The 22311-nt window shown below is 61.9% G+C and carries 22 protein-coding genes and 1 pseudogene; 9 read left to right on the top strand and 14 right to left on the bottom strand.

The features are described 5' to 3' along the window. Positions 1-149 precede the first annotated feature (149 nt). The 5 genes from ACEN8E_RS10190 (at position 150) to ACEN8E_RS10210 (ending at position 6442) form a co-directional block, all read left to right on the top strand. Positions 150-479 (top strand): hypothetical protein, encoded by a 330-nt coding sequence (locus ACEN8E_RS10190; protein WP_495592487.1) that lies wholly within the window; start codon positions 150-152, stop codon positions 477-479. A gap of 127 nt (positions 480-606) precedes the next feature. After that, positions 607-1023 carry an organic hydroperoxide resistance protein gene (locus ACEN8E_RS10195; protein WP_007991821.1) on the top strand — a complete coding sequence of 139 codons (417 nt, stop codon included), beginning with the start codon at positions 607-609 and terminating at the stop codon, positions 1021-1023. Positions 1024-1729: 706 nt separating this feature from the next. After that, entirely contained in the window at positions 1730-3556 is a 1827-nt protein-coding gene (locus tag ACEN8E_RS10200; protein ID WP_495592488.1) for a DUF1302 domain-containing protein, read from the top strand. A gap of 11 nt (positions 3557-3567) precedes the next feature. Then, positions 3568-4905, top strand: a complete 1338-nt coding sequence (locus ACEN8E_RS10205; protein ID WP_495592489.1) for a DUF1329 domain-containing protein — start codon at positions 3568-3570, stop codon at positions 4903-4905. Positions 4906-5056: 151 nt separating this feature from the next. After that, the gene (locus ACEN8E_RS10210) at positions 5057-6442 is read left to right on the top strand and encodes a DUF1254 domain-containing protein (protein ID WP_495592490.1); all 1386 of its coding nucleotides are present in this window, start codon (positions 5057-5059) and stop codon (positions 6440-6442) included. Between the two features lie 470 nt (positions 6443-6912). Here the strand turns inward: ACEN8E_RS10210 and ACEN8E_RS10215 are convergent, their stop codons facing one another. The 3 genes from ACEN8E_RS10215 to ACEN8E_RS10225 form a co-directional block, all read right to left on the bottom strand. Then, positions 6913-7707, bottom strand: a complete 795-nt coding sequence (locus ACEN8E_RS10215; RefSeq protein ID WP_495592491.1) for a carbohydrate deacetylase — start codon at positions 7705-7707, stop codon at positions 6913-6915. A 2-nt stretch (positions 7708-7709) separates the two neighbouring features. Then, positions 7710-7910: a hypothetical protein gene (locus tag ACEN8E_RS10220; protein ID WP_495592492.1), complete on the bottom strand. Its 201-nt coding sequence runs from the start codon at positions 7908-7910 to the stop codon at positions 7710-7712. Positions 7911-7986: 76 nt separating this feature from the next. Beyond that, on the bottom strand, positions 7987-9027 hold the full coding sequence (locus ACEN8E_RS10225) for a helix-turn-helix domain-containing protein (RefSeq protein WP_495592493.1): 1041 nt from the start codon (positions 9025-9027) through the stop codon (positions 7987-7989). 71 nt (positions 9028-9098) lie between these two features. Here ACEN8E_RS10225 and ACEN8E_RS10230 point away from each other — a divergent pair, with 71 nt between their 5' ends. Next, on the top strand, positions 9099-10013 hold the full coding sequence (locus ACEN8E_RS10230; protein WP_495592494.1) for a LysR family transcriptional regulator: 915 nt from the start codon (positions 9099-9101) through the stop codon (positions 10011-10013). Between the two features lie 99 nt (positions 10014-10112). Here ACEN8E_RS10230 and ACEN8E_RS10235 read toward each other — a convergent pair whose 3' ends face one another. Then, a complete protein-coding gene (locus tag ACEN8E_RS10235; protein ID WP_495592495.1) occupies positions 10113-11066 on the bottom strand; it encodes a LysR family transcriptional regulator in 954 nt (317 codons plus the stop codon). A 94-nt stretch (positions 11067-11160) separates the two neighbouring features. Here ACEN8E_RS10235 and ACEN8E_RS10240 point away from each other — a divergent pair, with 94 nt between their 5' ends. Further along, positions 11161-12000 carry an AraC family transcriptional regulator gene (locus tag ACEN8E_RS10240; RefSeq protein ID WP_495592496.1) on the top strand — a complete coding sequence of 280 codons (840 nt, stop codon included), beginning with the start codon at positions 11161-11163 and terminating at the stop codon, positions 11998-12000. A 211-nt stretch (positions 12001-12211) separates the two neighbouring features. Here ACEN8E_RS10240 and ACEN8E_RS10245 read toward each other — a convergent pair whose 3' ends face one another. The 6 genes and pseudogenes from ACEN8E_RS10245 to ACEN8E_RS10270 all read right to left on the bottom strand — a co-directional run. Beyond that, on the bottom strand, positions 12212-12721 hold the full coding sequence (locus ACEN8E_RS10245; RefSeq protein WP_495592497.1) for a copper chaperone PCu(A)C: 510 nt from the start codon (positions 12719-12721) through the stop codon (positions 12212-12214). 1 nt (position 12722) lies between these two features. Continuing rightward, positions 12723-13328: an SCO family protein gene (locus ACEN8E_RS10250; RefSeq protein WP_057398495.1), complete on the bottom strand. Its 606-nt coding sequence runs from the start codon at positions 13326-13328 to the stop codon at positions 12723-12725. 189 nt (positions 13329-13517) lie between these two features. Continuing rightward, positions 13518-14405 carry a ChaN family lipoprotein gene (locus tag ACEN8E_RS10255; protein WP_495592498.1) on the bottom strand — a complete coding sequence of 296 codons (888 nt, stop codon included), beginning with the start codon at positions 14403-14405 and terminating at the stop codon, positions 13518-13520. A 46-nt stretch (positions 14406-14451) separates the two neighbouring features. After that, entirely contained in the window at positions 14452-15219 is a 768-nt protein-coding gene (locus tag ACEN8E_RS10260) for a heme ABC transporter ATP-binding protein (protein WP_495592499.1), read from the bottom strand. Beyond that, on the bottom strand, positions 15219-16202 hold the full coding sequence (locus tag ACEN8E_RS10265; protein ID WP_495593299.1) for a FecCD family ABC transporter permease: 984 nt from the start codon (positions 16200-16202) through the stop codon (positions 15219-15221). The genes ACEN8E_RS10260 and ACEN8E_RS10265 overlap by 1 nt, the downstream gene beginning before the upstream one ends. A gap of 164 nt (positions 16203-16366) precedes the next feature. Then, a pseudogene (locus ACEN8E_RS10270) lies at positions 16367-16525 on the bottom strand (hemin-degrading factor); the annotation flags it as partial. A 140-nt stretch (positions 16526-16665) separates the two neighbouring features. On the opposite strand from ACEN8E_RS10270, the gene ACEN8E_RS10275 reads away from it, so the two are divergent. Together ACEN8E_RS10275 and metE are read left to right on the top strand one after the other, a co-directional pair. Then, complete coding sequence (locus ACEN8E_RS10275) at positions 16666-17037, top strand: nuclear transport factor 2 family protein (RefSeq protein ID WP_495592500.1); 372 nt, start codon at positions 16666-16668, stop codon at positions 17035-17037. Between the two features lie 142 nt (positions 17038-17179). Continuing rightward, positions 17180-19468: a 5-methyltetrahydropteroyltriglutamate--homocysteine S-methyltransferase gene (metE, locus tag ACEN8E_RS10280; protein WP_495592501.1), complete on the top strand. Its 2289-nt coding sequence runs from the start codon at positions 17180-17182 to the stop codon at positions 19466-19468. A gap of 150 nt (positions 19469-19618) precedes the next feature. On the opposite strand, the gene ACEN8E_RS10285 is transcribed toward metE, so the two are convergent. The 4 genes from ACEN8E_RS10285 to mauD form a co-directional block, all read right to left on the bottom strand. Further along, on the bottom strand, positions 19619-20290 hold the full coding sequence (locus ACEN8E_RS10285) for a class I SAM-dependent methyltransferase (protein WP_495592502.1): 672 nt from the start codon (positions 20288-20290) through the stop codon (positions 19619-19621). Between the two features lie 107 nt (positions 20291-20397). Then, positions 20398-20919: a cytochrome C gene (locus ACEN8E_RS10290; RefSeq protein ID WP_429371175.1), complete on the bottom strand. Its 522-nt coding sequence runs from the start codon at positions 20917-20919 to the stop codon at positions 20398-20400. Between the two features lie 223 nt (positions 20920-21142). After that, the gene (locus ACEN8E_RS10295; RefSeq protein ID WP_413427615.1) at positions 21143-21664 is read right to left on the bottom strand and encodes a methylamine dehydrogenase light chain; all 522 of its coding nucleotides are present in this window, start codon (positions 21662-21664) and stop codon (positions 21143-21145) included. A gap of 18 nt (positions 21665-21682) precedes the next feature. Then, positions 21683-22309, bottom strand: coding sequence for a methylamine dehydrogenase accessory protein MauD (gene mauD, locus ACEN8E_RS10300; protein WP_495592503.1), 627 nt, complete (start codon positions 22307-22309; stop codon positions 21683-21685). Positions 22310-22311: the final 2 nt, after the last annotated feature.

Below are 22311 nucleotides of genomic sequence, written 5' to 3' on the forward strand. Positions count from 1 at the left end.
AGCTATAGCAAAGGTTTGAAAACTCGCAAGAAATTGGCGACCCCCATCCCGCTTTTTTCATTTATTTGCAGAAAAGGCACGATGCTGGCCCCCAAATTTCCAAGTTCTCTTCAAAATTACTTGGTTATCAGATGGTTAGATAGGTCAAGATGCGCAAGATATGGATCGCGTTAATTCCGCTATTTATTGCGGGTGTAGCTAATTCGGCTCAAGCAAAAGAACTGGCTGGCAAAGATCAGTACATGTGCAGTTGGGGCGCGGGCACTGCTGCAAGGGCACAGGAGCTCAAGCTTTCAGGCGTTTCCTTGTATGCCGCGCGCCAGAAAATACAGGCCTACAAGTTTGCCAAGACATGGATGCGCATGATGGCACTTGGCATTACAGAACAAACTTATGACAGTCCGTCGAGATTGAAGCCAACGGCCGTACGGCAGAGCTTTTATGAAGACTGCGTCAGGTACAAGTTGGCGCGTAAATAAAAAAGCAGAGGCGGGCGTCGGTCGGATCGACCACGCTGTGGGCCTGTGACGTCTATATTGATTGACCATCCCGACGACCGGATGGGGCGTAAAAACCGGTTTCTTACAACTCAATCAGGAGGTCACCATGAACCAGATCGATAAAGTGTTGTACACCGCCAAAACCCACACCACCGGCGGGCGTGACGGCGCCTCCCGCAGCTCCGACGGGATCCTCGATGTGAAGCTGTCGTCCCCGGGCGCGGGTGGTGGCGGAACCAATCCGGAGCAACTGTTCTCTGCCGGCTGGTCGGCCTGTTTTATCGGCGCGATGCAAGTGGCGGCCAGGGAAATGAAAGTGGCGCTGCCCAAGGATGTGGCCGTCGATGCCGAAGTCGACCTGGGCACCAATGAAGGCGGCTACCTGCTCCAGGCGCGGCTCAATGTCAGCCTGCCAGGGCTGGATCGCGAAACCGCGCAGAAAATCGTCGACACCGGGCACCAGTACTGCCCGTACTCGAAAGCCACGCGCAACAATATCAACGTCGTGCTCAAGCTGGTTTGAGCTGACATGAACAGGTCTTGGCGAACGACATGGGTTGTCGCCAAGACCTGACAGTCAGCCTGTCTTTGTTGACTGTGTACATATCCATTGCTTAGGTAACGGCGGCTTAGGGTTTCGCCCTTACGTACGGCCCCTCGCCAGGGCTCGGGGTTCCTTCGCTCCGGTGTCCATCCGGGGGCATTGCCCTCCGGTCGGCTGCACGCGACCTGCATGCAATGAGTTCGGCTGCGTCGAACGGCGCTGCGCGCCATTCCCCCGGATGAACACCTCCGCTCAGCCTGCCGAGGGGGCGGGTGGATCGAGATCAAGAGCGACAGGCGAGCTAACGCTCGGCCTGTGGTGTGGTGAAAAGCGTCTGTGTACGCCGATCTGCTTTTGCTCTGCTCTTCTGTAGGAGCGAGCTTGCTCGCGATGGTCGTCAACGATAACGCGGGCTGTCTGAATCCCCGCGGTGTCTCGGCGTTTTTCGCGAGCAAGCTCGCTCCTACAGAGGAACGCGTTCAATCGCGATCAGGCCGGCCAGCAGGCCGCCTCGCTTTGGCTTTTGATCTGCTTGCCCCCTCGAGGGAATGCCGAGCCTTGGCGAGGTACCGAACGTCAGGGGCAGATCCCGTCGATGATTATTTTTTGTCGGCCATCGCTTGCGTGTCGTGGCCAATAGTTGGGCACCGTGTCCGGGCTGAGCAAATCTGACCGGAGCCCAATAATGATAAAAAAACGCTCGGCCACAGCCGGAGTCCGCCCACGACTTCACCGGTTTGGCCACACTCGCCCGCATCCCCTTGCACTGGCGATTCTTGCTGCACTCACGGGGCCGGCCTGCGCCACCACATTTGACCTCAACGAAGACTGGAGCCTGTCGACCAAGACCAGCCTGAGCCTGGGCAGCAGCTGGTCGACGCAAAATCCCGACAAAAGCCTGATGACCCGCGCCAACGCCTTGCAGGCACAGGGCGTGAACGCCAATGGCAGCAGCGTCAGCGCCGACGACAACCGACTGAACTTCGAGAGGGGCGATCCCATTTCGCAGCTCTTCAAGGGCCTCACCGATTTCAGTCTCGACGGCCAGGGCCAGGGGGCGTTCATTCGTTTCAAATACTGGTACGACCATGCCTATGAAACCGGCAATGGCCGCTTCAAGGATTTCGACGATTCGGGCTGGGACGATTTGTCGAAGTTCAAGGGCTTCCAGGTGCTCGATGCCTATGTCTGGAAAGACTTCCAGGTGGCCGGGCATCCGCTGAGCGTGAAGGTCGGTAACCAGGTGTTGTCCTGGGGCGAAGCGCTGCTGATCCAGAACGGCATCAACGTGATCAACCCGCTGGACATCTCGGCGTTCAACCGTCCCGGCGTGGAGATCAAGGAAGGCCAGTTGCCGGTGGAGATGGTCTCCTTCAGCTTCGGCCTGACCGACAGCACCAACCTCGAGGGTTTCTATCAGTACAACTGGCGCCCCAGTGTCCTCGACGGTTGTGGCACTTTCTTCGCCAGCAGCGATGTGATCCAGCCAGGTTGCGGGCCGCTGTACCTGAGCCAGGTGCAGACCGATCAACAGATGCAGGCCGCGGGTCTGTTCGCCACGTCCCGGGGCAACGAATCGCCGTCCGACAACGGCCAGTTCGGTTTCGCCTTGCGCCAGATGATCCCGGCACTCAACGATGCCGAAGCGGCGGTCTACTACATCAACTATCACTCGCGGCTGCCGTATTTCACCCTCAATGCCCGGAACACCGCCTTGCCCGGCACCTTTCCCGGTGGCGTCCAGGCGCCGAGCTATGCGGCGGCCTTCCCGGAAAACATTCACCTGTACGGCATCAGTCTCAACGGCGTCGAACCTGTCACCGGGATTTCTCTGGCCGGTGAGCTGAGCTACCGGCCGAACATGCCGATCGCGATCAACGCACCCGACGTCAACATCGCCGTGATTTCCGGGCCGGGGGGCAGTTCCTGGGTGCAGTTGCCGCCCGGCTTCAACACCACCGATGGCAGCCGGTTCGATGCGTGGGAGCGCAAGGGTGTGTGGCAACTCACCGGTTCGGCCACCCAGGCCATCGACAACGTGCTGGGCGCCACGCGCCTGAGCCTGTTCGGTGAGGCCGGTGTGGTGCACATCGACGATCTCGGCGACGAACGACTGGGCCGTAACGCCGCGTTCGGCCGCAGCGCTCCGCGCAATGGCACGCAGTGCAACACGGTGGCTTCGGGGGTGACCAACCAATACTGCACCGACAAGGGCTTTGCCACCGATTGGTCGTGGGGTTATCGCCTGCGCGCCAGCCTCGAATACAGCGATGTTTTGCCCGGCATCAACCTGATTCCGGCCGTCAATTGGCGGCATGACGTCTCGGGTTATTCCTACGATCCGCAAGGGCCGTTCCAGGAAGGCCAGCAAGCGCTGGGCGTGAGCCTGACGGGCGTCTACATGAACGATTACAGCGTGGAACTGGCCTACAACGCGTTCTTCGGTTCCAACGACTACAGCACCCTCGACGACCGCGATTTCGCATCCGTCAGCTTCAAGGCAGACTTCTAAGGAGAACCGTTATGCGTATGCAATTGTGCGTGCTGGCCCTGGCCTGCACCGTCGGCCTGGCTCAGGCCAAAGGTACTGATTCCACGGCTCTGGGCAAGACCCTGACCCCCATGGGCTCGGAAATGGCAGCCAATGCCGATGGCAGCATTCCGGCCTGGACCGGTGGCCTGGGGAGCAACGCCGGCACCGTCGACAGCAAGGGCGGCTACAGCGACCCCTATGCTGCCGAGAAACCGTTGTTCACTGTTACCGCGCAGAACCTGACGCAGTACCAGAAGTTTCTCAGCCCCGGGCAAGTGGCGATGTTCAAACGCTTTCCCGACACCTACAAGATGAACATCTATCCGACCCATCGCAGCGCCAACCTGCCCAAGGATGTGCTGGCGGCGAGCCGCGACAACGTAGCGAAAACCAGCATGGCCGATGGCGGCAACGGTCTGCATGACTACGCCAGGGGCATTCCGTTTCCACTGCCCACCGAAGGCCTGGAAGTGATGTGGAACCACATGACCCGTTACCGTGGCGGCAGCTATGAGCGCATCAGCAGTTCGGCGCTGGTGCGCGAAAACGGCGCCACCAGTTATGTGCGCAACCAGTCGCTGATCAACTTTGCCGACACCGTGAGCGGACTGGAACCGGGCTCGAACATCCTGTTCATGTTCAAGAGCCGGGTGCTGGAACCGGCGCGCCTGTCCGGCGAGGCCGTGCTGGTGCATGAGCCGATCGATCAGGTCGCCGAGCCGCGTTCGGCGTGGCAATACCTGCCGGGGCAACGTCGTGTGCGTCGTGCGCCGATGATCGCCTACGACAACAGCGCCCGTTACAGCAATGGCCTGATCACCGCCGACAACATCGACGGTTACAACGGCGCGCCGGACCGTTTCGACTGGAAACTGCTGGGCAAGCAAGAGCTGTTCATCCCCTACAACAGCTACCGGATCGGCAGCCACGACCTCAAGTACGACGCTGTGATCAAGCCCAACCACATCAATCAGGACCTGGCCCGCTACGAGAAGCACCGCGTGTGGGTGGTCGAGGCGACGCTCAAGCCGGGTGCCCGGCACATCTATGCCAAGCGCCGGTTCTATGTCGATGAAGACAGTTGGCAGATCGCCCAGTCGGACCAGTACGACAGCCGCGGAGAACTGTGGCGCAGCGGTGAACTGCACGCGATTCAACAGTACGACCACGGCTTCACCTACAACGTGCTGGAGACTTCGTACGACCTGATCTCCGGACGCTACTACGCCGGCGGCCTGGCCAACGAAGAAACCGAGCCGATGCGCGTGGGCTTCGCCGCCAGGACCGACGACTACACCCCATCGGACCTGCGACGCTGGGCCAAGTAAGCATTCGCCAAACCACCCCATTGGACGGTGGTGAATGACATTTTTATATCTGCCAAGGAGATCTACCGTGCGCTGCTGGATATCCGCTCTGGCCCTGGGCAATCGCAGCCCTGGTCTACAATACGATGCCGACGATTGCGAGGATCGAATCATGAACCTGATTTTCAGTCGCCGCCGGGTGCTGGGCAGCATGGGGATCCTGGGAGGCGGTCTGTTGTTTCCAGGCTGGTTGTTGGCCGTCGAGCCCGAAGACCTCCGGGCCATTGCCCGGGAGGCATGGATCTATGCCTATCCGATGCTCATGCATTACCAGACCATGGAAAAGCAGGTACTCAACCCGACTGCGCCGGAGTACGTCGGCGGCTTCAACCGCTTTCGCCACTACGGCGAGTTGTTCACCCCGAGCAACCGCGACATCGTCACGCCGAACAACGACACGCCGTACTCCTGGGCGTGGCTTGACTTGCGCAGCGAGCCACAGGTGTTGAGTGTGCCGGCTGTGCCTGACGACCGCTATTACGCGCTTCAACTGGTCGACCAGTACACCCACAACTTTGCTTATGTCGGCGTGCTCAGCACCGGTCGCGATGCGGGGAATTACCTGATCGCCGGGCCCGACTGGCAAGGCCCGACACCGGACGGCGTCAAGGCCGTGCTGCGCAGCGAAACCGAAATCGTCATGGTGCTTGGGAGGACGGGCCTGAAAAACGCCGAGGACCTGCCGGCGGTGCGAGCCTTGCAGCAGCAATACGGTTTACGTTCGCTGCATCAATACACGGGCAGTGCACCGCCCGTGGCTGCGTCGGCGATTGACTGGCGACCCTGGGACAGCAAGACCGGATTGGGGCTGGAGTTTATCGCGGTGCTGAACCAGATTCTCAGCCTGTGTCCGACGCAACCGTCCGAGCAAATCTTGCGCGCACGCTTTGCACGGATCGGCATCGTGCCCGGTCAGGGTTTCGACCCGGCAACGTTGCCGCAAGCAACGCACCAGGCATTGCTCGCCGGGATTGAAGACGCCCAGGCGCAACTGCAAACCGCGGTGAGTCAGGTACGTACCACCCTCGGCTTGTTCGGCACTCGCGAAGCGCTGAACGGCAATTACCTCAACCGCGCTGTCGCGGCGAATGTCGGCATCTACGGCAACAGTGTCGAAGAGGCCTTCTACACCGGTACTCGCCTGGATAATCAGGCGCAACCCTTGCAGGGCGGGCGAAGCTATCGCCTGCGTTTCGCACCGGGCCAGTTGCCGCCGGCCAGCGAGTTCTGGTCGCTGACGTTGTATGACTTGCCGGACCGGCAGTTGGTGGCCAATCCGATCAATCGCTACTGCCTGAGCAGCCGGGATCGTTTGCAAGCAGATGCCGATGGTGGTCTGACGTTGGTTCTGCAGAATGCGGCTCCGCCTGAGCAGAGCAACTGGTTGCCGACGCCGGCAAGCGGGGCGTTCACCCTGGTGCTGCGCCTGTATGGACCCGGGCAGCGGGTGGTCGATCAACGCTGGCAAATGCCGGTGGTTGAAGTGGTGTCTGCCTGAACTGCATTGCGAGCCTGATCGCGAAGGCGGCCTGACTGAGTACATATCCGGTTTTTGGGTAACGGCCACTTAGGTTTTCGCCCTTGCGGCGACTCACTTTTTTTGACAAGCGCCTCAAAAAAAAACGCTCGCCCCTGTAGGAGCGAGCTTGCTCGCGATGGACGTCAACGATAACGCGGGCTGCCTGAATGCCCGCGGTGTCCCGGCGTTTTTCGCGAGCAGGCTCGCTCCTACAGGGGGACGCGGTCACGCTAGATCAGGTCGGCCCGGAGGCCGCCTCGCTTTTGCTTTTGATCTTCTTGCCCCATCGAGAGGCCCACGGAGCAGGACCGGAGCGAGGGCATGCCGAGCCTTGGCGAGGCACCGAACGAAAGGGGCAAGAGCCCTCATGAAAAATCAGAGCGAATACCAGCCAAATTTAAAGCAACAGGGTTCCCCTGCAACATAGAATCTCCCACAGGGATTGCGGATTACTCCAGAACGGCCTGCGCACGGCGAGGTGCGGCGTCGCCCGCAGCGGTATAGGCCACTCGCGGCACACCCGGCAAACGCTGCTCCAGCAACACGCTCAAGGACTCTCCCGGTTCCAGGTAGGCATCGCCGAAGTCGGCGCCGAGCTGGTTCAGGTGGGCGACGATTTCCAGCAGTCCGTCGGGTGGCGGCTCGGCGTTGCGTAGATCCACCGGGGTGCACACGTAGTCGGCGGTGGCGCCGGCCAGGTTGCTCAAGCGCCGGTTGAGCAGGTCCTTGAACACGCGCTTTGGCAGGCTGAGGTTTTGTCCCAGGTTGCGCGCCAGACGCACCGGCACCCCCTGGCGGGCGGCGAAGCGCGCGACAATCTCGCCGATCGGCCAGATGTTGTGCACGTGTTGATGGGAGTCCAGATGACTGGGGCGCACGCCGTTGTCCAGGCAGCGCTGCCACTGGGCTTCGAGTTCTTCGAGTACGGCGTGGCGATCCCGGCGCCCGAGCCAGAGGCGGGTGCGGGGCAGGTTGAGGACGAACACGCCGGCACCGTCGCAAAACGTCGGGCATTGCACGATGCTCTGGCTCAACGGACGGCCGTAGGTCAGGTTGAAGTGCAGGCCGATGCGGCCATCGAGTAACGGATGCCGGGCCATGGCGCAGGCCGCTTCGAATGCCGGCATGTTGGCCATGGCGGTAGCGGAGCTGATGAGTCCGGCCTGGAACGCGCCAAGGATCACCGCGTTTTCGCAGGCACTGAGGCCGAAGTCGTCAGCGTTGACGATCACTTGCCGAGGCATGTTCACCCTCCTTGAGGTTTTCCGTAGGCGCAAGTGCTTTGAAGAGTGATCAGGAACTCCGGGATGGCAAAGAAGATGTCGACGCCAACGAAGCCACCGGGCAGCAAGTCGGCCTTGAGCCATGCGCCTGAGCCTTCCTGAACCCGAAGCCATCCATCGACGTCCGTCCCGTGACGACCGCTGTCAGCGTTCTGGATACTCAACCCACACAACATTTGTAGCTGGAAAACGGGGGGACGCAAAAAACCAGAAGCACCCGTGGCGCACGAGCGTGGTTTTTCATTGACCTTGCCGGGTTCGCCAGGCGCCCGGCGCACATCCCAGCCACCGCTGGCATGCACGGTTGAAACTTTGCACATCGCTGTAGCCCAGACGGTCGGAAATCTCCACCAGCTCCAGGCCTGTTCCCTGTAATAAATCCTCGGCCCGGTAGCGGCGGTATTCGTCGAGTAACTCGGAAAAACTCCAGCCCAATGCCTTCAAGCGTCGGGCGGCGGTGCGTTCGAGCAAATGCTGGGTGCTACAGAATTGCTGCCAGCTGGCCTCGGCGATGTCAGTGATCAAATGGTCGCAGACTTGCTCCAGCAAGGTCGGTTCGCTGTTGCGTCGGGTCTGCTCCAGCAGCTCGACCAGCGTGTGTTCCAGCTCATGATTGCCCGGCGTCAACGGGATGACGAACAGCAGTGGATCGAGGTGGATCGAGTGTTGCGCCTGTTCCCATTGCACCGATGTGCGAAAGGCTTGTTCATGTTCCTGCGGCTGGGCCGTGCAAGCACCGGTCAGCCCGACGCCCAGAATCGGATCACGCTCCAGGCCGCTGGCAAGAAATTTGCGCCGCAACATGCTGCACAGGCTGATGAGGATGTAATCGGTGGTTGCCGCACTGGTTTTTACGCTGCCGCGATCGAGCAGACGCAATTCGACGCTGTTTTCACCGCGCACGATCTGCGCCTGGAAGTGCCCGTTGAAAAACGGAAAGAAGCGCACGAAATACTGGCAGGCACTGTCCAGTGAGTCTGCCACGTCGAACAGGTACGTCAGGCCATTGGTGGCGGTGGAAACGAAACGCCGACCGGCCGTCAGGCCGATCAGCGGGTCTCCGGTCTGTTCCAGGGCAAACGCCCAGAAGCGCCGCGACATGAACAGCGGAATGCGCATGAATGGCGTGCGCAACTCGAACAGGCTGCGACGAAACAGGCCTTCGATGCTGTCCCGGTCCACACCGCGGGCCAGCAACTCTTCGATGGCCGGCAGCAGGGTCGGCGCGTAGAACGCATTGGGTGCTGATTGATGGTGCAGTGGCTGATCGCTTTTTGTCATGCAGGGCTCACAGCTTGTTCCGGAACACTGGTTAGGCTGCCCGACGTTAAGCGATTTGCCGGAGCAAGACCATGCTTGATTTACGCCAGCTCGATTTGAATCTGTTGCTCGCCTTCGATGCGATCTACCAGCAGCGCAGCGTCACCCGTGCCGCCGAGGTCATGTGCCTGTCGCAACCGGCCATGAGCAATGCATTGCGTCGCTTGCGCGAATTGTGCGGCGATCCGCTGTTCATCAAGAGTCGCCTGGGGGTGACGCCGACACTGATCGCCCATCGCCTGGCCGACTACGTGCGTGCCGCGCTCGAGTCGTTGCGCGATGGCTTGCGCATGATTCCCGCCGCGCGGCAGAACAATGCGCTGCTGCGCATCAGTTGTCTGGATTGCCTGCAACCGGTACTGCTCGAGGCCTTGCTCGAATCGCCCCACGCCGATTGGCAGGTGCGCTATTTCCAGCCCCGGCGCCGTGACGCCTTGCAGGACCTGGCCAGCGGCAAGCTGGATATCCTGATCGACCTCGACCAGCCTCTGGCCGGGCTTGCCGGCCTGCACAAGCAGGCATTGCCCGCTGACCATTACGTGTTCGCCTATGGCGCTGCGCTCAAGGAACCACCGCGCACCCTGCAGGAATATCTGCAGCAGCCGCAGATTCAGGTGTCGAGTCGCCGCGACGGGCTCAGCCCGGTGGACTTGCAGCTGGGTTTGAAAGGCCTGCGGCGCAACGTGGCGATGAGCACCCAAAGCACCCTGGCTGCGAAGCTGATCGCCGACCGCCAGCCATTCGGCATCAGCCTGCCAAGCCGGGTCGCCAGTGTGCTGGGCCTGCAACATGTGCCGCTACCCCTGGACGAACCCGTGGAATTGAAACTGGCGCTGTACATCGAGTCCCGCTATCGCTTCGAGCGCAGCCGCGAGGAGGCAATGCATTGCCTGTTGCGGGCTCTCGGTGAACCCCGGGCATTGCAGGCGTTCGCCCGGCGCGCTTGATCCGAATGCAACGCCAGACCTTGTAGGAGCGAGCCTGCTCGCGATGGTGTATCAGTCGACACCGTGGTGTATGACACTCCATCGCGAGCCGGCTCGCTCCTACAGGGGGCGGCGTGTGTGTTTAAGATGCACCTGGTTCGACGCCAGCAAGCGCCGGTCGACCGTCAGCACCGCATCGACCATCGCCAGCGCCGCCGGGGTCAGGGAGTGGCCGGCGCGGCTGACGATACCGTAGTGCAATTGCAGGCCGGGATCTTCCGCGGGCACATCGGCAAATTCCAGTAGCCGGATCAGGCCCTGGTCGACCAGTTCGGCCAAAGCCTCCATGGTGGCGATGCCCACCGCGTCGGAGCGCATCACCACGCGGCGGATGGCATCGAATTGCGCGCACTCGACGCTCGGGTTGAAGTCCGCCTCGCCTTGCGCGTCGGCGAGGATCTTGCGGATCATCGGCGGTATTCGCGTGCCGACCACCGCGTAGTCGAGCAGGGCGCGCAGGGACGGGTTCTGCTGCTGCACCAGGGGATGACCGCTACGGCAAAAGAACCGCCCGCGCCGGGGTCGCAACAGCTGTACCTGGTATTGCGGGTCGCCGGTGAAGTACCGCGCGTCGGCCACGAGGAATTCGATCTGCTGTTCACGAAGCCAGACTGCCAGTTGTTCCCAGTCGCCCTGGTGGAAACTGATGCGGATCGCCGGGTGAGCCTGGATGAACTCCGCCAGCGCCTCGGGCACCAGCAACTGGGCCGGATACGGGCCGCAGCCGAAGCGCAACTCACCGCCGGTCAGGCCGTTGTATTGCGTCAGTTCGTTGTGCAAGGCCTGGCTGCCGGCGAGCAGGCGCCGGGCATGTTGCAGCACCAGTTCACCCTGGCCAGTCAGGCGCAATTCACGGCTGCTGCGATCCACCAGCGTACAGTCGAGGTCGCGCTCCAGGGTCTGGATGCTGCGACTGAAGGCCGGTTGACTGAGGTTGATCGCCTCGGCAGCGCGGCCGAAGTTGCGGTAATCGGCCAGGGCGACAAGGTGGCGCAGTTGTCGTAAATCCATCATGCGTGCTCTGCATTCTGTGGATACTTTTAATGCATTGGATCGATAGCACAGAGACTGGCATAAGTACACGCCTGTCTTCTCGCCGTAGCGTGCCATGACCAGCCAACCGTTCATTTCCAGCGCTTTCACCCGCACTATCCTCAGCCATGCGCGGCAGTCCGGCCTGTGTCAGGACCAACTGCTGCAACGGGCCGGCATTTGCCTGTCATTGATCGAAGGGCAGGACCTGCATGTGCCCGCGCACCTGGTCGAGCGCCTGTGGAATGAGTGTGAGCGTGCGGGAGCGGGGGAGTCGTTTGGTTGCGAGCTGGTCAATGGCATGGCGACCACCACGTTGCGGGGGTTGAACATCCTGCTGGACTCCGCCGCCACCTTGCGCGCGAGCCTGAAGTGTTTCACTGATTTCCTGCCACGGGTGACCAACTATGTGGTGGCGCAACTGGAGGAGGGTGAGGGTGGGGCCTGCCTGCACTTGCGCAGTGCTGAACAGCAGGCGCATTTTTTTGCTCTGGATGCAGCGACCCTGACCTTGGTGCGCAACATTGCCCGACGTTTGGGGAAGGCGCCGGCCGAGGTGTTTGCCGGCGTCCGCCTGACTCCCCAACAGGCGGCCGGGCAGTGGTTGCGCAGCGTCGGTATCGAGGTGCAAACCGGTGCACATCCTTGCCTGATTCTCTCGGCGGGCAGTCTTGACCAACCTCTTTTGGGCGCCAATGGTTTTTTGCATCAGAGCATGTTGCGGCACTGGCAGGTCGCTGCGGTGCAACACTCGCGCAGTGACAGTCTGGAGCTGGCGCGGCACTGGTTGACCGCGGGAGATCAGCCCATTGAACGGATTGCCGAGCGGTTGGGGTATCGGCAGCCGAGTAATTTTATTCGGGCGTTTCGCAAGCAGTTCGGGATTACACCCAAGCAGTTTCGTCTCGGCTTGTAGGGTGTGTGTACATATCCATTGCTTCGGTAACGACGGCTTAGGGTTTCGCCCTTATGTATGGACTCGCCCCTGTAGGAGCGAGCCTGCTCGCGATGGGCGTCAACGATGACGCCGGCTGTCTGAATCCCCGCGGTGTCCCGGCGTTTTTCGTCGGAACGCCGCCCGGAGCAGGCTCGTTCCTAAAGGTTCTGTGTTTTAGCTGATGGAGCGATCAATTCATCTTGCTGTGATCATGCATCATCGTGCCGTGATCCATGGTGCCGATCGCCTTGGCAACGGCTTCAACCTCAATCGTCTCTTTCTCGCCCTTGGCGCTTTCAACGGTCAGGGTCAGCGGCACCTTGTCGCCTTCCTTGATCTGGGCCGTCAGGTTCATGAGCATGATGTGGTAGCCGTGAGGATCGAAGCTCACCGCTTCACCGGCCGGCAGTGCGACAGACTGAACCTGCTGCATTTTCATCACGTCGTCTTTCATGCTCATTTCATGAATCTGCACAAGTTTGGCAACCGGCGTTTGCACGCTCAGCAACTTGCTGTCGCCGCTCGCGGTGACGGTCATGAAGGCGCCACTCGACGGCTGGCCGGCTACGGTGGCACGGACCCAGGCGTCTTCGACCCGGGTTTGTGCCGACACCTGAAAGGCCAGGCCGACCAGGGACAAGCCCAGCGCCAGTTGCTTGCAACGTTGCGCGAATCGGTTTTTTACCTGCGGGGCATTCATTTCAGCAAACCTCCATCACGGTGAGCAGGTCCTCTGCGCACTCTTTGGCCGTCAGGGACGTGGACAGTCCCAGGCGCAGAGTGCCCCGGGAGTCGAAGACGTAACTGGTCGCGGTATGGGAGAGGGTATAGGTATCGCCGCTCGGGACTTTTTCAAAGAACACGCCGAATTCCTTGGCGGTGGCGGCGGTTTCTTCGAGGGTGCCGTACAGCGCTTCGAAACTCGGGTCGAAAGCCTTGACGTACTTGTCGAGCATCTCTGGCGTGTCGCGCTCAGGGTCCAGGGTGATGAAGATCACCTGCAGCCTCTCGCCATCGCGCCCCATCAATTTCTTGGCCTGCGCCGCACGGGCCAGGGTGGTGGGGCATACGGCCGGGCACTGGGTGAAACCGAAGAACACCATCGGCATCAGGCCGCGATAGCTGCCCAGCATCCGGGTTTCGCCCTCGGCGTTCTTGAGCTTGAAGTTACGCCCCATGATCTTGTCGCTGAGGTCTTTGCCGTACTTGAACGACAGCTTGCTGCTGTCGTCGCAACCGGCTAGCAGGCCCAGGCTCAACAGGCCCATGCCTTGCAGGACGGTTCGGCGGGTATACAAAGTACTCATGAAGGAAAGCATCCCGTTGAACAGGCTGAAATGACAGCGTGATGACTGTACAGACGAAAAAATCCCGGGGATGTTAACAAACTGTGCCGGTGCCGAAGGGGGGGATACGACCATTGGACCGACGCTGGGGCGTGACATAGTGTCGCGCCGGAGCATGGGGGCAGGACCAGCGTCCCCCATGGGGCGAGCTTAGCGCCGCAGTTGCGCGCAGAGATCCTGTTCCGGTTGCGCGGCGGTGTACCAGACATAATCCGCGCTCTGGCCGGTCACGGTCTTGCCCGCTTCGGCCAGGATCAGCACCGCATTCCCTGCACCGGCACCGAGGTCTTTCAGGTGCAGTGGCACCCCCAGATCCTTGCGCACGTGGAAGGCACCGGCCAGCAGCAACGCTGGCGTCGGCGCGGCCATCAGGCGTTCGGCCATGTGCCGGTCACGCTGTTGCTGCACGGCGAGCATGGCCGGCATCTGTGCTTCGGGCAACAGGCCGCAATGGGATTGGCGGATGTCGTCCAGCAGGGTCGCCTGCACCTGTCGGGTGGTGGACGCTTCACCGGTGAGTACCGGGCGCTGTTGGTAGATCTGCATGATCTGCACGCGGTCCAGGTTCGCCGCCAGCAGCGGATAGGGTTGTCGCAGCGCGTAGGTGACGAGGGCGCCATAGACACTCCAGTCCCAATTGGCCTGCCAGCCCAGCGCCTCGAACGCGTCGGTCGGTGGCTGGCCGGCGCGGGTCGCGGCTTGCGCGGCATCGACCCTGGCCTGTTGAGCGGGGTTGAGCATTTCCATCAGCAGGCTGCCCTGCGGGCGTTGCGCCGCCAGCTCACGCAGCAGCCACAATTGCAGGGCGTGATGGTCCGGGTTGTCGTGCTGTTCGCCGACCAGGACGCGCGGCGCAACGGCCAGGCGTTCGACCAGTTCCCCGGGCGTCAAGGTGCGACCGGTCGCCAGCTCGCGAATGACCCCGAAGTCAACGTGGTCACGGCCTTGCGGGGCAATGGGCGCCGGGAGCGGTGTGACCGGATGGGCGGTTTGGCAGGCAGCCAACAGGCTGAATGCACAGAGCAACAGAAAGCGCATCGGTTTTCCTTATTGGACAGGTGCCCCCTCGATGACAGGGGCGGTATCAGCGCGCGATGATCAACGGGTGGCCGCGTTCCGGATGCCGGTGAATCAGCACTTCCAGCCCATACACCGTCGCCAGTGCCTCGGCAGTCAACACGTCTGCCGGGGGCCCGTAGGCGTGGGGCAGGCCTTGTTGCAACAACAGTAGTTGATCGCAGTAACGTGCGGCCAGATTGAGGTCGTGCAGGATCACCAGTACCGCCGCCCCGCGCTCGGCGAAGTCGCGCACGGCTTGCAAAATGGTGTGCTGGTGCAGCGGATCGAGCATCGACGTCGGTTCATCGAGCAACAGCGTTTGCCCTTCGGCCCCCGGCCAGAGTTGCGCGAGCACCCGCGCCAGATGCACGCGCTGGCGTTCACCGCCGGACAAGGCCAGATAGCTGCGTCCGGCCAAGTGAAGCGCATCGGCCGCCTTGAGCGCCTCGGCGACGATTTCGGCATCGCGCACGCGGCCGCTGGCGTGCGGCAGGCGACCCATGCCGACGACTTCATTGACCGAGAACGCAAAGTTCAGGCTTGAGCTTTGCGGCAGCACGGCCAGGCGTCTGGCCCGTTCCTGACCCGGCCAGTCGGCGAGTTGGCGCTCGTCGAGGTGGACCGTGCCTTCGCTGGCCGCCAGTTCGCCGCATAAAGCGGTGAGCAGGGTGCTTTTGCCGGCGCCATTGGGGCCCAGCACGCCAAGCACCTCACCGGGGCGCAATTGGATATCGATGTTGGCCAGTACCGTGCGGTTGCCACGGCGCACCAGCAAGTTGTTTGCCCGCAGCATCAGGAACGCCCTCGTACCAGCAGATAAAGAAAGAACGGAGCGCCGATCAGTGCCGTCACGATGCCGATGGGCAATTCAGCCGGCGCCAACAGCAGGCGCGCGGCCAGGTCGGCCAGCAACAGCAGGCTCGCACCGGCCAGCAACGACGCGGGCAGCAACACCCGGTGATCCGGGCCGACCAGCAGGCGCATCAGGTGCGGCACCACCAGGCCGATGAAGCCGATCAGGCCGGCCGCCGCGACGGCCGCGCCGACGCCGAGCGCCGTGCACAGCACCAGCTCAAGCTTGATCCGCTCGATGTCGAAGCCCAGGTGACGGGCCTCCGACTCGCCCAACAGCATGGCATTGAGTGCCGCCGCCCGACGCGGCAACCACAACGCAACGCCCACGGTGACGATCAGCAACGGCCACAAGCGTGGGTAGCTGGCACCGTTGAGGCTGCCCAGGTTCCAGAACGTCAGGGTGCGCAAGGTGGCGTCATCGGCCAGGTAGGTGAACAGCCCCACGCCGGCCCCGGCCATGGCCGTCATCGCCACACCCGCCAACAGCATGGTGGCCACGTCGGTTTGCCCGTCCCGGCGGCCGAAGCGATACACCACCGCCGTGACGATCAGGCCACCGGCGAAGGCGCTGACCGACAGCAGATACGGTTCGATGGCCGGAGGCATGCCACCGAGCAGGCTGCCGCCGACGATGGCCAGGGCGGCACCGAGCGCCGCGCCACCGGAGACACCGACCAGACCCGGGTCTGCCAGGGGGTTGCGGAACAATCCCTGCATCGCCACGCCGGACAACGCCAGTACCGAACCCACGGCGATGCCGAGCAGGCTGCGCGGCAGGCGAATCTGCCCGAGGATCAACTGCGCCTGCTGCGTGTCGCCACCATCAAGTGGCAACCCGAGCAGGCGCATCCCGGCCAGCAAGGTATCGCTCAGCGGCAGGCTGACCGGCCCCAGGGCCAGGGACAACCAGAACACCAGCACCAGCAACAGCAGCAAAAAGATCAAGGTCGGACGCGGCCGGAAAATGGCCGTCATTGGCTGATCTCGACGGTCTGTGCTTTGGTGTCCGGGTAGAGCGCCGTGGCACAGGCCGACAGTGTTTTGATACGCATCTGGACTATTCCTTGGTCGATCGGAGGGGTGGCGGTTTCAGTGAGGGCACACCAGTCGTCACGCTCGGGGATGCCCGGCTTGCGCACCCCGAACAACAGGGTGACTTGCTCGCCTTCGGCATCGAAACCTATGTAGCGGGTGATGATGCCATCGACGCTCGGCTTACGCACACGCCACAGTTCGCTCACGCCTTTGCGGATTTGCAGTGCCTCCGGTCGTAAAACCGCGCAATTGAACTGGCGGTACCTAGACTTTCAGCTTGATCAGCCTTGGGGGACTGTCGGTCAACCTGCACCTGCGGTGCGCGGACATGAAAACCAGAGGTTCAATCATGATCACTCAATCGATAGATACCGAACAGATCATCCAGGTGGTGCGCCATTACGTGGAAGGCATGGTCTTTGCCAATGAAGCGTTGCTGCGACAGGCCTTTCATCCGGACTGTCGCATCATCGGTCACTTCCAGAAGGTGCTTGAATGGGCATCGCTGGATGAATTTGTCGTTGCCATCAAGGCCGAAATCCCCGCGCCCGCCGGTACGCAGCCGTTTTGGCAGGTGATCAACCTTGATGTCACCGGCGATGCCGCCGTGGTCAAGGTCATCGATGATTTCGCCGGGATAAGCTTTACCGATTACCTGTCGTTGCTGAAGGTGGACGGTCGCTGGGTGATCATCAACAAGCTCTACTACTACGAGCAGTAGTGCTTGTTTGCGAGACGTTCGACGCGAAGGCTTGCGCCTACCTCCATGAAATAATCTCGTGATCATCACGATTTAAATGAGTTTGTCTCACTAAGGCCCGAATGCCGACAATAGCGCCATCAACCACATGGAGTTTTTCGTCATGGCATTGGCCCATTCCCTTGGATTTCCGCGCATTGGCCGCGACCGTGAACTGAAGAAAGCCCAAGAGGCATTCTGGCAGGGCGAGCTGGACGAAGCCGGTCTGCGTGCCGTTGGCCGCGACCTGCGCCGGACCCACTGGGACTTGCAGAAAAAGGCCGGGATCGAGTTATTGCCGGTTGGCGACTTCGCCTGGTACGACCAGGTCCTGACCCACTCGCTGATGTTCGGTGTGATCCCGGAGCGTTTCCGCCCGCACGACGGCAAGGCCAGCCTGCAAACCCTGTTCGGCATGGCTCGCGGCGTCAGCGACAGCTGCTGTGGCGGCGCGCACGCCGAGGAAATGACCAAGTGGTTCGACACCAATTATCACTACCTCGTCCCGGAATTCAGCGCCGATCAGCAGTTTCAGCTCGGTTGGGAGCAACTGTTCGAGGAAGTCGAAGAAGCCCGCGCACTGGGTCACAACGTCAAGCCCGTCATCCTCGGCCCGCTGACTTACCTGTGGCTGGGCAAGGCCAAGGGCGCCGAGTTCGACAAGCTCGAACTGCTCGATCGCCTGCTGCCGCTGTATGGCCAGATCTTCCAGCGCCTGGCGGCACAAGGCGTTGAATGGGTGCAAATCGACGAGCCGATCCTCGCTCTCGACCTGCCGCAAGCGTGGAAAAACGCCTTCGAGCGTGCCTACAACCTGATTCAGCGCGATCCGCTGAAGAAGCTGGTCGCCACTTATTTCGGCGGTCTGGAAGAGAACCTGGGCCTGGCCGCCAACTTGCCGGTGGACGGCCTGCACATCGATCTGGTGCGTGCCCCCGAGCAGTTCCCGACCATCCTCGATCGCCTGCCAGCCTACAAAGTGCTGTCGCTGGGCGTGGTCAACGGCCGCAACGTCTGGCGCTGCGACCTGGAAAACGCTTTGGCCACCTTGCAGTACGCCAACGAGCGTCTGGGTGATCGCCTGTGGGTCGCGCCATCCTGCTCGCTGCTGCACAGCCCGGTCGACCTGGGGCGTGAGGATCAGCTCGATAGCGAACTGAAAAGCTGGCTGGCGTTCGCCGTGCAGAAGTGTGAAGAAGTCGCGCTGCTGGCCCAGGCAATCAACGAGCCGGAAGCGCCGAAGGTGCTTGAGGCGCTGACTCAAAGCCGTGCCGTGCAGGCCAGCCGTGCGGCATCGCCACGCATTCACAAGCCCGCCGTGCAGGCGCGGGTTGCCGCCATCACCGCCCGTGACAGCCAGCGGCACTCGCCATTTTCCCGGCGTATCGAGAAACAGCGCGCCGGCCTGAACCTGCCACTGTTCCCGACCACCACCATCGGTTCGTTCCCGCAAACCGCGTCGATCCGCCTGGCTCGCCAGTCGTTCAGGCAAGGCAAGCTGACCGAGGCCCAATACACCGAAGCGATGCACAGCGAGATCCGTCATGCCGTGCAAGTGCAGGAACACCTGGGCCTGGACGTGCTGGTGCACGGTGAGGCCGAGCGCAACGACATGGTCGAATACTTCGCCGAGCAACTCGACGGCTACGTGTTCACCCGTTTCGGCTGGGTCCAGAGCTACGGTTCGCGCTGCGTGAAACCGGCGGTGATCTTCGGCGACCTGAGCCGTCCGAAGGCCATGACCGTGGAGTGGATCCGCTACGCCCAAGGCCTCACCGACAAAGTGATGAAGGGCATGCTGACCGGTCCCGTGACCATGCTCATGTGGTCGTTCCCGCGCGAAGACGTGAGCCGCGAAGTGCAGGCCCGCCAACTGGCCCTGGCCATTCGCGACGAAGTGGTGGACCTGGAAGCCGCCGGCATCAAGATCGTGCAGATCGACGAAGCTGCGTTCCGCGAGGGACTGCCGTTGCGCCAGGCGCAGTGGCAGCACTACCTGGACTGGGCCACCGAAGCATTCCGCCTGTGCGCCTCGGGGGTGCGTGACCAAACCCAGATCCACACCCACATGTGCTACAGCGAGTTCAATGATGTGATCGAGTCCATCGCCGCCATGGATGCCGACGTGATCACCATCGAAACCTCACGCTCGGACATGGAGCTGCTGGATGCGTTCGAAGCCTTCGCCTACCCCAACGAAATCGGCCCGGGCGTGTACGACATCCATTCGCCACGGGTGCCGGACTCCTCGGAAATGGCCAACCTGCTACGCAAGGCGGCCAAACGCATTCCCGCCGACCGCCTGTGGGTCAACCCGGACTGCGGCCTGAAAACCCGTGGCTGGGCGGAGACTGAAGCGGCGCTGGTGCACATGGTCAATGCGGCGCGTCAATTGCGCAAAGAATGGGCCTGACGCGTTACTCCTTGTGGGAGCGAGCCTGCTCGCGAAAGCGGTAGGCCAGTCACCGATAATGTTGGCTGTGCCGACGCCTTCGCGAGCAGGCTCGCTCCCACCTTTGATTGGCGGTGTGGCGAGCATTTGTGTGCGCCACTGTGCCCGCTCCTACAGCCGAGGCTCGGCCACCAGCAACAACGACTGCGGCACGGGGCTTTGCGGGTGCTGTGGTTCCTGCAAGCCGGCCAGGGTAAAACCCGCCATGTCCAGAGCATTCAGCCAACTGGACAAGGTGCGGTAATACCATGGCATGGGTTGCCACTGTCCCTTGAACCCGGCGAAAGTCTCTTCCCGCCAACCATCCTGATAGTCGCCCGCCGCCGCTGTCCACGGGTGCAGCGTCTGGATCACCAGCGCGCCGCCAGGGGCGAGCAGGCTGTTCATGGCGGCGAGCAGGGGGATGATGTCCTGATGCAGCAGGGCGAAGTTGGCACAGATCAGGTTGTAGTCGCGGCCGATGTCGACTTGCGCCTCTGCCAGCGCTTCATAACTCGCCACATGTACCGATGCAGTGCCCGCCGCTCGCGCCGCCTCCACCAGCGTCTCATCGCCATCCACACCGACCGCATCGATGCCCCGTTCAGTCAATGCACGCAACAACCAGCCTTCGCCGCAACCCAGGTCGAGCACACGCTCGGGCTGGCGACCCAGCACCGCCAGCAGGATCGCCTGGTCGGTGACCTTGAGGCGGCTTTCGATGCTGCCCGTGCGGATGGCGTCGATCCAGGCCTGGGCGTTGTGGTGCCAGCTGTCGAGGAGGGTGGGTTCGGGGGCGGGCATGGCGTTGTCCGGTGTTCTGGTTTGAAAGCAATACCGGTTACGTTACTTATTTGCCGTCGGTGAGTCCATCGTCGGGGCGGTTGAAGGCTTGTCCTGGACACCCCGTGTCAATAATTCATCCCGTCATCGATCGCGATGCCCTGGGCACGCATGGCCTTGATCAACTCGCTGCGGGTGCCGGGCAGGTTGAGCATGGTTTTGGCGCGCAACTCCGTGACTTCCTCGGCGGTATACGGCTGATAGTCGGCCGGCAGGCTGTCGCCCGCCATGCCGTCTTTGCGCATCAGCCAATTGAGCAAATCCGCCAGTTGCGCGTTGTTCAATGCCGACTGCGACATGCCCGGCACCCGTACGAGGAATTCGCGACCACCGGGGACTTTCAGGAAGTTGCCGACAAAGCCTTTCATCCGTGGCGTGTCGTTGGCGGCGGAACCCGTTCCGTCACCCAAGTGGCAACCGGCGCATTGCAATTGATAGTTCACGCCGACGCCATACCCGGCCTGGGCAATCGGGGTTTGCGGCGATTCATTGCCCGGCGCGTGATGCTGGTTCGGGTCGGGAATGGCCCGGGCGAAAGCGAGCGGGGCGCTCAGGGCACAGACGAGACCGAGCAATATCAACCTACGCATAAATCCAACCTCCGCTGATGACCGGTTTGGCACCTGTTGTAGGAGCGAGCTCGCTCGCGAAGAACTCAAGGGCGACGCGTTAAACCAGATAGCCCGCGTTATCGTTGACGTCCATCGCGAGCAAGCTCGCTCCTACAGGTACACATTCAAAGCAGTAAAAAAAGAACAGCAGCCACAGAAAAAAAACCGCCGATTGCACGAGCAACCGGCGGAAAGTGCGCGTTTATACGGCGACGCCGCGGATCACCGAAACGGTGCAGTGGTAGATGTGCGATTTGGCGGCCAGGCACCAGTTCACATCGTTGTTGTTGAACGGGCGGTAGGCCGGCTCTTCACTGTCGTTACGGGTGCAGGCGCATTGCGCGCAACTCTGCTTACCGCAGCAGTCGTTGTACGAAATGATGTAGTCCTTGCCATCGGCCGGGTTGCGGCAGGTGCCGATCCAGGTCACTTGCGAGGCTTCGGTGCCCGGTGGGCAGGAGGTCACCGAACCGCCGCAGCAGCTGCACAGAAAACCGTCGATGGAGCAGTAGCGCCAGTAGTCGCAGCTGTTCGGATCGCCAGGGTCGCCGGCTTTCGGGTCAGTGGCGGCCAGCGCCTTGCTGGTGCGGTCCAGCGGCAGCAGTACGGGCAGAGCGGCACCGGCAACGATCAACGAGCCCATGCGTGCCAGCAGTTTGCGGCGCGAGGTAGTGTCGGCAACACGGCGCGAGGAGCGCTCGAACAACAGATCCAGCAGTTTCATGAAGGTCTCCCTGCCTTATCAGTGGCTATGGCCGTGGCTGTGGTCATGGTTGTGATCGTGGGGCTGAGCATTGAGGTACTGCTGCAGCGTGGCGTGCTTGAGGTGCTCGACTTCGAACAGGCTGTCCAGGTGCTCGCGGGAGTTGACCAGGCCCTTGGCGCGCAGGGTGCCGGCCTTGTCGATCAGCGCGGCATACGGCAGCTTGCCGATCTGGTAGGTCATGCCCACTTCCGGGCCGACCACATAGGTGGCGTCTTCCAGTTTGTGTTCACGGATCAGCGCTTGCTGGGCGTCCATGTCGCCATCGCTGACGAACACCACATCGAGGGTGTTGGCCTGTTCCTTGGCGATGGATTTGATTGCCGGCAACAGCGATTTGCAGATCGGGCAGGTCGGCGAGAGGAAGAACAGCAGTTGCGATTTCTCACCGGCATAGCCGAAGTTCACCGGGCGACCGTTACGGTCGGCGGCGGTGATTTGCGGGGCGGCTTCGTTGACGGACACACCTTTGTCGACCATCAGCGCGCCAGCCGGGGCCAGACGGCCGTGCAGCACGCCAATCTGACGAACCAGGCCCATGACGACGAACGCCACGGCCACCAGCAATATCCAGAGCAGAACGTTGGAAACTATCAAGCCTTCCATTT

The organism is Pseudomonas sp. Pseusp9 (assembly GCF_059491265.1).